The sequence below is a fragment of the Hydrogenophaga intermedia genome (genome assembly GCF_000723405.1).
Classification (GTDB): Bacteria; Pseudomonadota; Gammaproteobacteria; order Burkholderiales; family Burkholderiaceae_C; genus Hydrogenophaga; species Hydrogenophaga intermedia.
Window position 1 is genome coordinate 1 of sequence record NZ_CCAE010000041.1, and the last position, 11719, is coordinate 11719.

Genomic DNA, 11719 nt, shown 5'->3' on the forward strand with positions numbered 1-11719 from the left:
AGCCGGCACGGTGCCGGCGCGGACCTGGCGGGCGATCGCGGTCATGTCGGCGGGGGGGGGCACTTTGGGGGGGGGGGGGCCCCCCGGGGCGGGGACGGGGCGGATCCGGCGGAGGCGGCTTCAGTTCCGGCGGGGGCGGCACCTTCGGGGGCGGGGGCGCCTCCGGTGGCTGGTGAGGCGCGCCATGAACCGTTGGTGGCGATTGCTCAGACACCGCTGGATGGACCGCCACGACAGCGCACGCGCCGTGCCCGACGACATGGCCGAGCGGATCGCGCGGCGCATCGCCGCCAGCGAAGCCCGCCACACCGGCGAGGTCCGACTGGTCGTGGAAGCCGCCCTGCCCAACAGCTACCTGCTGCGCGTCGGCGTGGAAGAACCCTTGCCCGTGGTGGTGCGTGACCGCGCCCTCGCCTGGTTCGGCCGCCTGCGGCTGTGGGACACCGAGCACAACAACGGCGTGCTCATCTACCTGTTGCTCGCCGAGCACGCGATCGAATTCGTCGCCGATCGCGCGCTCGCTCGGCAAGTGCCGCCCGAGACCTGGCAAGCGATCGTCGACCGGCTGAGCGCGCAATTGCGCGCGAGCGGGTTCGAAGACGGACTGACGCAAGCGCTGGAAGAGGTGTCGGCGCTGCTTGTGCAGCATTTCCCCTCTGGCAAAGCCGCGCCTGGCGAGAACGAACTGCCCGACACGGTGCTGCGCGTGTGAGCGCCGCCGGCCCTGCCCCAGGCGCTCAGCCGCGCCGCTGCGTCGGGCCGGTGCGGTTGTTCATCACCACCTGCAGCTCCTGCTGCAAGGCCTTGTTCATCTGCGCGAAGGTCTTGAGCTTGCGGGTGGTGTCTCGTAGCCGGTCGGCCAAGCGCTTGGAGATGGCCAGCAGCAGGCGCGAGCCCAGCCGCGGATCGTCCTTGAGAAGGCGCATCAGCGCGGTGCGAGACAGCACGGCGGCGGCGATGTCGGTATTGGCGGTGCAGGTGGCCGAGCGCGGCGCGCCGTCGAGCACGCCCATTTCACCCAGCAGGTGCCCCGGTCCCATCACGTTGACGACCATGCTTTCGTGCAGCCCGGGCAGGTCGCTCTCGACCGCGATGTCGCCTTCGAGCACCAGCAGCATGTAGTCGTTGCCGCGCACCTCGCCCTCGTGAATGATCACGGTGCCGGCCTTGATGAGCTTGGGCCGCATGTAGCCCACCACCTTCATCGCGTCCACGATCGTGAGATCGGCCAGCGCCGTCGGCGTGACCAGCAGCCGGGCGGCGACTTCTTCGGGGGCGAGTTCCGGACTGTCGAATAGCGATGACATGCAGCTAGGGGCGCTGGTTACGCGGCCATGATAGTGAGGCCCTCGCGCGCTGAACAGCCGGGCGGGCAAAAAAAGACCGGCGCGCGGCCGGTCCTTTGCGAGCGAAGGCTACCCTTCACTTCTTCTGGCGGTACTTGCGCAGTGCCGCGATCTGCGCGGCCATGACCGCAAGCTCGGACGTGGCCTTGGCCAAGTCGATGTCGGTCTTGGCGTTCTTCACCGCTTCTTCAGCCTGTTGGCGGGCCGAGGAGGCCTTGGCCTCGTCGAGGTCCTTGCCGCGGATGGCGGTGTCGGACAGCACGGTGATGGCGTTGGGCTGCACCTCGAGGATGCCGCCGGCCACGAAGACGAACTCCTCGCCGCCGTCGGCCTTCTCGATGCGCACGGCACCCGGCTTGATGCGGGTGATCAGGGGGATGTGGCCGGGCAGGATGCCGAGCTCACCCGCCTCGCCCGGCAGGGCGACGAATTTGGCCTCGCCCGAGAAGATGGACTCCTCGGCGCTGACCACGTCGACGTGGATGGTGCTCATGTCGTGTCCTCAGTCAGCCTGGGGCGGATCAGCCCGCCGCCAGCTTCTTGGCCTTCTCGAAGGCCTCGTCGATGGTGCCGACCATGTAGAAGGCCTGCTCGGGCAGGTGATCGCATTCACCGGCGGTGATCATCTTGAAGCCGCGGATGGTCTCGGCCAGCGGCACGTACTTGCCCGGCGAGCCGGTGAACACCTCGGCCACGTGGAAGGGCTGCGACAGGAAGCGCTGGATCTTGCGAGCGCGTGCCACGGCCAGCTTGTCTTCGGGCGCCAGTTCGTCCATACCCAAAATAGCGATGATGTCGCGCAGTTCCTTGTAGCGCTGCAGCGTGCCCTGCACGGCACGGGCGGTGCTGTAGTGCTCGTCGCCCACCACCAGCGGATCGAGCTGGCGGCTGGTGGAGTCCAGAGGGTCCACGGCGGGGTAGATGCCCAGCGCGGCGATGTCGCGCGACAACACCACGGTGGAATCCAGGTGGGCGAAGGTCGTGGCGGGCGACGGGTCGGTCAGGTCGTCCGCCGGAACATACACGGCCTGGATCGAGGTGATCGAGCCGACCTTGGTGGAGGTGATGCGCTCCTGCAGACGGCCCATCTCTTCAGCCAGCGTCGGCTGGTAGCCCACAGCGGAGGGCATGCGGCCCAGCAGCGCGGACACTTCGGTACCGGCCAGCGTGTAGCGGTAGATGTTGTCCACGAAGAACAGCACGTCGCGGCCCTCGTCGCGGAAAGACTCGGCGATGGTCAGGCCGGTCAGCGCCACGCGCAGGCGGTTGCCCGGGGGCTCGTTCATCTGGCCGTACACCATGGCCACTTTCGACTCGGCCAGGTTGTCCAGCTTCACGACGCCGGAGTCGGCCATCTCGTGATAGAAGTCGTTGCCTTCACGGGTGCGCTCACCCACGCCGGCGAACACGGAGAGGCCCGAGTGCGCCTTGGCGATGTTGTTGATGAGCTCCATCATGTTAACGGTCTTGCCCACGCCGGCACCACCGAACAGGCCCACCTTGCCGCCTTTGGCGAAGGGGCAGACCAGATCGATCACCTTGATCCCGGTCTCGAGCAGTTCCTGCGAGGGGGACAGCTCGTCGTAGGCCGGGGCCTTGCGGTGGATGGAGGCGGTGAGGGTCTGGTCGACCGGGCCACGCTCATCGATGGGGTTGCCCAACACATCCATGATACGGCCCAGCGTGGCCTTGCCTACGGGCACGGTAATCGGGGCGTTGGTGTTGGTCACCTGCATGCCGCGGCGCAGGCCGTCGGAGGAGCCCAGGGCGATGGTGCGCACCACGCCGTCACCGAGTTGCTGCTGGACTTCCAGCGTGAGGGCTGAGCCCTCCATCTTGAGCGCGTCGTAAACGCGCGGCATTTTGTCGCGCGGGAATTCCACGTCCACGACGGCGCCGATGCACTGGACGATCTTGCCTTGCACTTGAGACATGATGTTTACCTTCTGTTTTCTCTGAATTCGGAGGGGCGCGAGCCTTAGACGGCGGCGGCGCCGGCGACGATCTCGGACAGCTCTTTGGTGATGCCGGCCTGACGGGTCTTGTTGTAGACGAGCTTGAGCTCGCCGATCACGCTGCCCGCGTTGTCGGTCGCGGCCTTCATGGCCACCATACGTGCCGATTGCTCGGACGCCATGTTCTCGGCCACAGCCTGGTAGACCTGGGCCTCGACGTAGCGCAGCAGCAGCTCGTCGATGACGGTGGCCGCATCGGGTTCGTAGATGTAGTCCCAGTCGCGGCCGCCCGCACCTTCCTGCAGGTTTTCGGCCGTCAGGGGCAGCAATTGCTGCACCACGGCCTCCTGCTTCATCGTGTTGATGAAGCGGGTATAGACCAGGTGCACGCTCTTCACGCGGCCCTCGGTATAGGCATCGAGCAGCACCTTGACGGGGCCGATGAGCTTCTCAAGGTGGGGCGTGTCACCCAGGCCGACCACGCTGGACGCCACTTTGGCGCCGACGCGGTTCATGAAGCCGAGGCCCTTGTTGCCGATGGCCACGACTTCGATGCCGGTACCACTGGCCTGCAGGGCCTTGAACTCATTGGTGGCGGCGCGCAACACGTTGGTGTTGAGGCCACCACAGAGGCCCTTGTCGGTGGTCACGACGACGAAGCCGGCGGTGTTGCCGTCGTTGGCCTCCATGAAGGGGTGCGTGTACTCGGGGTTCGCCTTGCTCAGGTTGCCCGCAATCTGACGCACCTTCTCGGCGTAAGGCCGGGCCGCACGCATGCGGTCCTGCGCCTTGCGCATCTTGGAGGCGGCGACCATCTCCATGGCCTTGGTGATCTTCTTGGTGTTCTCCACCGATTTGATCTTGCCGCGGATTTCCTTGCCTGCTGCCATCGCTGCTCCTGGTTGGCCCTGGGGCGATCAGTACGTACCGGTCTTCTTGAACTCGGCAATGGCGGCCGCGAGCTGGGCTTCGGCGTCCTTGTCCATGGCCTTGTCGTTCTGCAGCTTGGTCAGCAGCGCGGCGTGCTTGTCCTTCAGGTGGGCGTGCATGCCGGCCTCGAACGCCAGCACCTTCTTCACGTCCACATCGTCGAGGTAGCCCTTGTTCACCGCGAACAGCGTGGCCGCCATCAGACTGATGGACTGCGGGCTGTACTGGGCCTGCTTGAGCAACTCCGTCACGCGGGCGCCGCGGTCGAGCTGCTTGCGGGTGGCTTCGTCGAGGTCGGAAGCGAACTGCGCGAAGGCCGCGAGTTCACGGTACTGCGCGAGGTCGGTACGGATACCGCCCGACAGGCTCTTGATCAGCTTGGTCTGTGCGGCGCCACCGACGCGCGACACCGAGATACCCGCGTTGATGGCGGGACGGATGCCGGCGTTGAAGAGGCTGGTTTCCAGGAAGATCTGGCCGTCGGTGATCGAGATCACGTTGGTCGGCACGAAGGCGGACACGTCGCCGGCCTGCGTTTCGATGATGGGCAACGCGGTCAGCGAACCGGTCTTGCCCTTGACTTCACCTTTGGTGAAGGCTTCGACGTAATCGGCGTTCACGCGAGCGGCGCGCTCGAGCAGACGGCTGTGGAGATAGAACACATCGCCGGGGTAGGCTTCGCGACCCGGGGGACGGCGCAGCAGCAGCGACACCTGGCGGTAGGCCACGGCCTGCTTGGACAGGTCGTCGTACACGATGAGCGCGTCCTGGCCACGATCGCGGAAGTACTCGCCCATGGTGCAGCCCGAGTAGGCCGACAGGTACTGCATGGCGGCCGACTCAGAGGCCGAGGCGGCGACAACGATGGTGTAGTCCATCGCGCCAGCCTGCTCCAGGGCACGCACCACGTTCTTGATCGACGACGCCTTCTGGCCGATGGCGACGTAGATGCAGGTCATGTTCTGACCCTTCTGGTTGATGATCGCGTCGATCGCCACCGCGGTCTTGCCGGTCTGGCGGTCGCCAATGATCAGCTCGCGCTGGCCGCGGCCGACGGGCACCATCGAGTCGATGGACTTCAGGCCGGTCTGCACCGGCTGGTCCACGGACTGGCGGGCGATCACGCCCGGGGCGACCTTCTCGATCACGTCGGTCAGCTTGGCGTTGACCGGGCCTTTGCCGTCGATGGGTTGACCAAGCGCGTTGACCACGCGGCCGATCAGTTCGGGACCCACGGGCACTTCCAGAATGCGGCCCGTGCACTTGACGGTGTCGCCTTCGGAGATGTGCTCGTACTCGCCCAGCACCACGGAACCCACAGAGTCGCGCTCGAGGTTGAGCGCCAGGCCGAAGGAGGGCACGCCGTCCTTGTTGGCCGGGAATTCCAGCATTTCGCCCTGCATCACGTCGGACAGGCCGTGCACACGCACGATGCCGTCGGTGACGGACACCACGGTACCCTGGTTGCGAACGTCGTTCGATGCGGCCAAGCCCTCGATGCGGGACTTGATCAATTCGGAGATTTCGGCGGGATTGAGTTGCATGACTCTTTCCTTCTTTCGTTAATGGGTATGCGGCGCGGGCGGGTCACGGCCTTGAAGCCTTGTCAGGCCGTGAGGGCCACTTTCATCTGTTCGAGGCGAGCCTTGACCGAGGTGTCGAGCACTTCGTCGCCGACCACCACGCGGATGCCCCCGATGAGTTCGGGCTGCAGTTGCACCTGCAGATTGAGCTTGCGGGCAAAGCGCTTCTCCAGCACCGCCGACAGATCGGCAAGGGCCGAAGGCTCGATGGCAAATGCGCTGTAGACGGTGGCGTCGGACGAGCCCTGCTGGGCGTTCTTCAGCGCGCGGAACTGAGCAGCGATCTCGGGCAAAGCCGCCAATCGGCCATTGTCGATGACCGTGCGCAGGAAATTCTGGCCGGCGGTCGGCAGCGGATTCTTGAGCACGCCGGCGATCAGGTCGAACACCTGCTGTGGCGTGACCTTGGGGCTGTCGGCGTACTGCAGCAGCTGCGCATCGGCAGCCACCGCGGCCAGCCCATCAAGCCAGGCGGCTGTGCTGGCGGCGTCCTGGCCGCACGCCTTGAACAGCGCTTCCGCATAGGGACGGGCAATGGTGGCGATTTCGGCCATGGTCGTCGTTCCTGTGCGCTCGATCAGAGCTCGGTCTTGAGGCGGTTGAGCAGGTCGGCGTGAACGCCGGCGTTGACTTCCTTGCGCAGGATCTGCTCGGCCCCCTTGACGGCCAGCGCGGCTACCTGCTCGCGCAGGGCTTCGCGGGCCTTGACCACCTGCTGATCGGCTTCCTGGCGGGCCGCGGCGACGATCTTGGCTGCCTCGTCGTTGGCGCGGGCCTTGGCTTCTTCGATCAGGGCCTGGGCCCGGCGCTCGGCATCGGCCAGGCGCGTGGCCGATTCGTTGCGCGACTGGCTCAGCTCGGCCTCGACACGCTTGTTCGCGACGGCGAGTTCGGTCTTGGCCTTTTCGGCGGCGGCCAGGCCTTCGGAAATCTTCAGCGCGCGCTCATCGAGTGCCTTTGCGATCGGTGGCCAGATGAACTTCATCGTGAACCAGATCAGGATCGCGAAGACGATGGCCTGCGCAAAGAGGGTTGCATTGATGTTCATCGCAACGCCTTTCTGTGTGGACTAAGGGAAAAACACACCGGCAACCCGGCGGACGGCCTGACGCGGCGGCGGAACTCATGCCCGCTCACCGCCATGGCCGCACCCGCACGGGGCCGACCAACCGATTACAGGGTGAAGGGGTTGGCGAAGGCGAACAGCAGAGCGATGGCCACGCCGATCAGGAAGGCCGCGTCGATCAGGCCGGCCAGAATGAACATCTTGGTCTGCAGGTCGTTCATCAGCTCGGGCTGACGGGCCGAGGACTCGAGGAACTTGCCGCCCATCAGCGCGATGCCGATGGAAGCGCCGATGGCGCCCAGACCGACGATGAGGCCGCAAGCCAGCGCGACGAGACCCAGAACGTTTTCCATGTTGACTCCTGTTGAGATGGAAGTTTGTTGATTGAGAAAAGGAACGAAATTACCCGAGCGCGTCCTGGACGGTCGCGTCAGTGAGCGTCATGCGCCTGCCCCAGGTAAATGAGGGCCAGCATCATGAAGATGAACGCCTGCAAGGTGATGACCAGGATGTGGAACAGGGTCCACACCGTGCCGGCGATCAGGTGTCCGACGAAGAAGAGTCCACCGCCGAGCGAGAGGGTGGCATAGGCACCCAGCAGCGCGATCAGCATGAACACCAGCTCACCCGCGAACATGTTGCCAAACAACCGCATGCCGTGCGAAACGGTCTTCGCCACGAATTCGATCATTTGCATCAGGAAGTTGACCACGCCCAGCAGCAGCGCCCAGATGGGGTTCTTGCTGGTGCCGAAAGGCGCGGACACCAATTCGTGCGCCCAGCCGCCCAGGCCCTTGATCTTGATGTTGTAGAACAGGCAGAGCAGCAGAACGGAAACGGACAGACCCAGTGTGGTGGACAGGTCGGCCGTGGGCACGACGCGCAGGTAGTCCTTGAAGCCCATGGCGGGGCCGGCGCTGTGCCAGATCTGGGGCAGCAGATCGACGGGAATCATGTCCATGAAGTTCATCAGGAAGATCCAGACGAACACGGCCAGCGCGAGAGGAGCGATGAGCTTGCGGCTGGTGGCGTTGTGGATGACGGCCTTGGCCTGGTTGTCCACCATTTCCACGAGGATTTCGACGGCGGCCTGGAAGCGGCCCGGCACGCCGGCGGTGGACTTGCGAGCGGCCAGCCACAGCACGAAGCACATGATGAGGCCCAGCACGCTGCTGACGACCACCGAGTCCACGTTGATCACGGAGAAATCGACGATGGACGACTGCTTGTGGTTCGTCAGATGAACCAGGTGGTGGCGGATGTATTCGCCAGGGGTCAGAGTGCCTTCAGCAGCCATTTTGTGTGCACCAAAACGCGGAGCGTCAACCGTTTGCGACCGGCCTGCGGGCCTGGAGCAGCGCCCCGAACCAGTAGACCTTGAGAACCAACACCAGCCCGATCAGCAGCCCGATCCAGTTCGGCTCGGGCAGGACCCAGACCGCCGCGGCCAACAGGGCCACCGACAGCAGGACTTTCACGCCCTCCCAGAACAGGAAACCGACCAGCGCGGCTTGCGCAAAGCCCGACGCGAGTCGGGACAAGGCGCTGGAGGTCAATCCGTAGGCCATGAGGGCCGAGGGAATTGCCACCGTTGCCGCGCCGTACAGGACCGACACCGCGACGGCAGCCGATTGCGTGAGCAAGGCGGCAACCGCAGCGGCGAGCAGCCCCACCAGCCACTGCACCCCCACCAAACGCCAGAGCGAAAACCCCGGCTGGTTGGCGCGCCATTGCCGCGCTTCCTCGCGCGTCAACGGCTTGAATTCGGGTTCTTGCGCCCCATCTTGGTTGTCTTCGGTCAAGGGCGTCGTCGGCTTGGCGGGATGCATGGGTCGACAACGCAGTTGACGGAGAAATGACGGACCAGTCAGGTTCGCAAAGCCATTGATTATACGTAGAAACCCGATGGGCCAGTCAAGGCTCGGGGACGGTCGCGCGCGAGCGAAAACACCCGGCCGGATAATCCCGTCATGAACCCTCCCCTGCCCGATTCGCTGTGCTTTCTCAATGGCGAGTACAGCCCCCTGCGCGACGCGCGCATCAGTGTGCTCGACCGCGGCTTCATCTTCGGTGACGGCGTCTATGAGGTGTTGCCGGCCTACGGTGGGCGGATCTTTCGCTTCACCGAACACATGGACCGACTGGACCGCTCGCTGCGCGAGCTGCGCATCGCCAACCCGCACGCGCGCGAGCAGTGGTTGGCCATCGCGCGCCGGCTGATCGCGGACCGCCAGGCAGCGGGCGTGACGAACCAGCTCATCTACCTGCAGGTGACGCGCGGCGTGGCGCCGCGCGATCACGTGATGATCCCGGACCTGACACCCACCGTGTTCGTGATGGCCGGCGAGATGAAGCTGCCCACGACCGAGCAGCGCACGCGAGGCGTGGCCTGCGTGACGGCCGACGACTTCCGCTGGCAGAAGGCGCACATCAAGAGCACCAGCCTGCTGGGTGCGGTATTCGCACGCCAGATCAGCGCCGACGCCGGCGCGCTGGAGACCGTGATGTTTCGCGACGGCTTCCTGAGCGAGGCCGCCGCCAGTAACGTCTGGGTGGTGAAGAATGGCACCGTGATGGGGCCACCCAAGGATCACCTGGTGCTGGAAGGCATCCGCTACGGCCTGATCGAATCGATCTGCCGCGACAACGGCATCCCCTTCGAGTTGCGCCGCATCTCGCGCGACGAGGTGCTCGCCGCCGACGAGTTGCTGCTGTCTTCGGCCACCAAGGAGGTGCTGCCCATCACCACACTCGACGGCCGCCCCGTCGGCAATGGCCAGCCCGGCCCGGTGGGCGCGCGCCTGCTGGCCGCCTACCAGCGCGCGGTGGCCGAACAATCCACCTGAGGCCCGCCATGTCACTGCCATCCGACATCCCGCCCGAGCAGTCGCTCATCACCTACCCCACCCATTTCCCGATCAAGGTAATGGGCGAGAACGTCGAAGGCTTCGCCGAGGCCATCGTCGAGATCGTGCGCAACTTCGACCCCTCCTTCGACGTCGCCACGCTGGAGCGCCGCCCGAGCAAGGCCGGCAACTACATGGGCCTGACCGTCGCCGTGTTTGTCACCAGCCGCGACCAGCTCGACGAGGTGTACCGCACCCTGACCACGCACCCGATGGTCAAGGTCGTGCTCTGACGCCATGGACGTTCGCGCGTTGGGCAGAGTCCCGTACCGCCCCACCTACGAGGCCATGCAGGCCTTCACGGCGGCGCGCACGGCCGACACGCCCGACGAGCTCTGGATCTGCGAGCACCCGCCTGTGTTCACGCAAGGCCTGGCGGGCCATGAGGACCACCTGCTAGCGCCCGGCGACATCGAGGTGGTGCCCACCAACCGCGGCGGCCAGGTCACGTACCACGGGCCTGGCCAGGTGGTGGCCTACCCGCTGATCGACCTGCAGCGCGCGGGCTACTTCGTCAAGGAATACGTCTACCGCATCGAGGAAGCCGTGATCCGCACGCTGGACCATTTCGGCGTGACGGGCCACCGCGTGGCCGGGGCGCCCGGCATCTACGTGCGCCTGGACGACCCGCGCGGCCACACGCGCCTGCCACAGGCCCCCACGCGGCGCGAACCCGGCAGCCCGCCGCCCGCGCCGGACTTCACCGGTCTGGGCAAGATCGCCGCGCTGGGCATCAAGGTGAGCCGCCACTGCACTTACCACGGCGTGGCACTGAACGTGGCCATGGACCTGCAACCCTTTCGCCGTATCAACCCGTGCGGCTACGCCGGGCTCGACACGGTGGACCTTTCTACAATCGGCGTCCCCGTCACCTGGGACGACGCGGCCCCGGTCCTGAGCCAGAAGCTCAGCGCACTGCTCGCCCCTGAGCCCGTCACCGCCCCACCGCCATGAGCACCACCTACGACCCCACCGTCAAGCAGAAGAGCCAGGCCAAGACCGCGCGCATCCCCATCAAGATCGTGCCGGCCGAGACGCTCAGGAAGCCGGAGTGGATCCGCGTGAAGGCGGGCAGCCCCAGCACCCGCTTCTACGAGATCAAGGACATCCTGCGCAGCAACAAGCTGGTGACGGTGTGCGAGGAAGCGAGTTGTCCCAACATCGGTGAGTGCTTCGGCAAGGGCACGGCCACCTTCATGATCATGGGCGACAAGTGCACGCGCCGCTGCCCGTTCTGCGACGTGGGCCACGGCCGCCCCGATCCGCTGGACGCGGACGAGCCGGTGAACCTGGCCAAGACCATCGCCCAGCTCAAGCTCAAGTACGTGGTGATCACCAGCGTGGACCGCGACGACTTGCGCGATGGCGGCGCGGGCCACTTCGTGGAGTGCATTCGCCAGATCCGCGAGCGCTCGCCCGAAACCACCATCGAGGTGCTGGTGCCCGACTTCCGCGGTCGCGACGACCGTGCGCTGGAGATCCTGAAGGCCGCGCCGCCGGACGTGATGAACCACAACCTGGAAACGGCGCCGCGCCTGTACAAGGAAGCGCGCCCGGGCTCCGACTACGCGTTCAGCCTGAACCTGCTCAAGAAGTTCAAGGCCCTGTTCCCCCACGTGCCCACCAAGAGCGGGATCATGGTCGGCCTGGGCGAGACCGATGAAGAGATCCTGCAGGTGATGCAGGACATGCGCGACCACCATATCGACATGCTCACCATCGGCCAGTACCTCTCGCCCAGCGCCCACCACCTGCCGGTGCGCCGCTACGTGCACCCGGACACCTTCAAGATGTTCGAGGCCAAGGCCTACGAGATGGGTTTCACGCACGCCGCCGTGGGCGCCATGGTGCGCAGCAGCTACCACGCCGACCAGCAGGCCCATGGCGTGCTGGTGGCGATGGCTGAGCCGACACAGGCCGGCCAGGGCTAAGG

Annotated in this window: 15 protein-coding genes; 5 read left to right on the plus strand and 10 right to left on the minus strand. The window is 65.8% G+C overall.

Annotated features, from left to right (window positions below; genetic code table 11):
• Positions 1–184 precede the first annotated feature (184 nt).
• Complete coding sequence (locus tag BN948_RS18865) at positions 185–712, plus strand: TPM domain-containing protein (protein WP_009519246.1); 528 nt, start codon at positions 185–187, stop codon at positions 710–712.
• Positions 713–737: 25 nt separating this feature from the next.
• Here the strand turns inward: BN948_RS18865 and BN948_RS18870 are convergent, their stop codons facing one another.
• The 10 genes from BN948_RS18870 to BN948_RS18915 form a co-directional block, all read right to left on the minus strand.
• Positions 738–1307, minus strand: coding sequence for a cyclic nucleotide-binding domain-containing protein (locus tag BN948_RS18870; protein WP_009519247.1), 570 nt, complete (start codon positions 1305–1307; stop codon positions 738–740).
• Between the two features lie 115 nt (positions 1308–1422).
• Positions 1423–1839, minus strand: a complete 417-nt coding sequence (locus tag BN948_RS18875) for a F0F1 ATP synthase subunit epsilon (protein ID WP_009519248.1) — start codon at positions 1837–1839, stop codon at positions 1423–1425.
• 28 nt (positions 1840–1867) lie between these two features.
• The gene (gene atpD / locus BN948_RS18880) at positions 1868–3280 is read right to left on the minus strand and encodes a F0F1 ATP synthase subunit beta (protein ID WP_009519249.1); all 1413 of its coding nucleotides are present in this window, start codon (positions 3278–3280) and stop codon (positions 1868–1870) included.
• A gap of 44 nt (positions 3281–3324) precedes the next feature.
• On the minus strand, positions 3325–4191 hold the full coding sequence (gene atpG, locus BN948_RS18885) for a F0F1 ATP synthase subunit gamma (protein WP_009519250.1): 867 nt from the start codon (positions 4189–4191) through the stop codon (positions 3325–3327).
• A 27-nt stretch (positions 4192–4218) separates the two neighbouring features.
• Complete coding sequence (atpA, locus tag BN948_RS18890) at positions 4219–5775, minus strand: F0F1 ATP synthase subunit alpha (protein ID WP_009519251.1); 1557 nt, start codon at positions 5773–5775, stop codon at positions 4219–4221.
• 62 nt (positions 5776–5837) lie between these two features.
• Positions 5838–6368, minus strand: coding sequence for a F0F1 ATP synthase subunit delta (locus BN948_RS18895; RefSeq protein ID WP_009519252.1), 531 nt, complete (start codon positions 6366–6368; stop codon positions 5838–5840).
• Between the two features lie 23 nt (positions 6369–6391).
• Entirely contained in the window at positions 6392–6862 is a 471-nt protein-coding gene (locus tag BN948_RS18900) for a F0F1 ATP synthase subunit B (protein WP_009519253.1), read from the minus strand.
• A 125-nt stretch (positions 6863–6987) separates the two neighbouring features.
• Positions 6988–7233 (minus strand): F0F1 ATP synthase subunit C, encoded by a 246-nt coding sequence (atpE, locus tag BN948_RS18905; protein ID WP_009519254.1) that lies wholly within the window; start codon positions 7231–7233, stop codon positions 6988–6990.
• Positions 7234–7310: 77 nt separating this feature from the next.
• The gene (gene atpB, locus BN948_RS18910) at positions 7311–8177 is read right to left on the minus strand and encodes a F0F1 ATP synthase subunit A (RefSeq protein ID WP_009519255.1); all 867 of its coding nucleotides are present in this window, start codon (positions 8175–8177) and stop codon (positions 7311–7313) included.
• Between the two features lie 25 nt (positions 8178–8202).
• Complete coding sequence (locus BN948_RS18915; RefSeq protein WP_162182750.1) at positions 8203–8682, minus strand: ATP synthase subunit I; 480 nt, start codon at positions 8680–8682, stop codon at positions 8203–8205.
• Between the two features lie 168 nt (positions 8683–8850).
• On the opposite strand from BN948_RS18915, the gene BN948_RS18920 reads away from it, so the two are divergent.
• From BN948_RS18920 to lipA, 4 genes are read left to right on the plus strand one after another with little or no spacing between them, the layout of a single operon-like run.
• A complete protein-coding gene (locus BN948_RS18920; RefSeq protein ID WP_009519258.1) occupies positions 8851–9726 on the plus strand; it encodes a D-amino acid aminotransferase in 876 nt (291 codons plus the stop codon).
• Positions 9727–9734: 8 nt separating this feature from the next.
• The gene (locus BN948_RS18925; RefSeq protein ID WP_009519259.1) at positions 9735–10019 is read left to right on the plus strand and encodes an HP0495 family protein; all 285 of its coding nucleotides are present in this window, start codon (positions 9735–9737) and stop codon (positions 10017–10019) included.
• A 4-nt stretch (positions 10020–10023) separates the two neighbouring features.
• The gene (gene lipB / locus BN948_RS18930; RefSeq protein WP_009519260.1) at positions 10024–10740 is read left to right on the plus strand and encodes a lipoyl(octanoyl) transferase LipB; all 717 of its coding nucleotides are present in this window, start codon (positions 10024–10026) and stop codon (positions 10738–10740) included.
• Entirely contained in the window at positions 10737–11717 is a 981-nt protein-coding gene (lipA, locus tag BN948_RS18935) for a lipoyl synthase (protein ID WP_009519261.1), read from the plus strand. The genes lipB and lipA overlap by 4 nt, the downstream gene beginning before the upstream one ends.
• Positions 11718–11719 lie beyond the last annotated feature (2 nt).

What these genes read in the sequence shown, in the direction of transcription:
- lipB (WP_009519260.1), top strand. Translation starts at nt 10,024, where the DNA reads ATGGACGTTCGCGCGTTGGGCAGAGTCCCGTACCGCCCCACCTACGAG.
- BN948_RS18920 (WP_009519258.1), top strand. Translation starts at nt 8,851, where the DNA reads ATGAACCCTCCCCTGCCCGATTCGCTGTGCTTTCTCAATGGCGAGTAC.
- BN948_RS18865 (WP_009519246.1), top strand. Translation starts at nt 185, where the DNA reads ATGAACCGTTGGTGGCGATTGCTCAGACACCGCTGGATGGACCGCCAC.
- atpE (WP_009519254.1), bottom strand. Translation starts at nt 7,233, where the DNA reads ATGGAAAACGTTCTGGGTCTCGTCGCGCTGGCTTGCGGCCTCATCGTC.
- BN948_RS18870 (WP_009519247.1), bottom strand. Translation starts at nt 1,307, where the DNA reads ATGTCATCGCTATTCGACAGTCCGGAACTCGCCCCCGAAGAAGTCGCC.
- atpA (WP_009519251.1), bottom strand. Translation starts at nt 5,775, where the DNA reads ATGCAACTCAATCCCGCCGAAATCTCCGAATTGATCAAGTCCCGCATC.
- atpG (WP_009519250.1), bottom strand. Translation starts at nt 4,191, where the DNA reads ATGGCAGCAGGCAAGGAAATCCGCGGCAAGATCAAATCGGTGGAGAAC.
- BN948_RS18900 (WP_009519253.1), bottom strand. Translation starts at nt 6,862, where the DNA reads ATGAACATCAATGCAACCCTCTTTGCGCAGGCCATCGTCTTCGCGATC.
- atpD (WP_009519249.1), bottom strand. Translation starts at nt 3,280, where the DNA reads ATGTCTCAAGTGCAAGGCAAGATCGTCCAGTGCATCGGCGCCGTCGTG.
- atpB (WP_009519255.1), bottom strand. Translation starts at nt 8,177, where the DNA reads ATGGCTGCTGAAGGCACTCTGACCCCTGGCGAATACATCCGCCACCAC.
- BN948_RS18875 (WP_009519248.1), bottom strand. Translation starts at nt 1,839, where the DNA reads ATGAGCACCATCCACGTCGACGTGGTCAGCGCCGAGGAGTCCATCTTC.
- BN948_RS18895 (WP_009519252.1), bottom strand. Translation starts at nt 6,368, where the DNA reads ATGGCCGAAATCGCCACCATTGCCCGTCCCTATGCGGAAGCGCTGTTC.
- BN948_RS18925 (WP_009519259.1), top strand. Translation starts at nt 9,735, where the DNA reads ATGTCACTGCCATCCGACATCCCGCCCGAGCAGTCGCTCATCACCTAC.
- lipA (WP_009519261.1), top strand. Translation starts at nt 10,737, where the DNA reads ATGAGCACCACCTACGACCCCACCGTCAAGCAGAAGAGCCAGGCCAAG.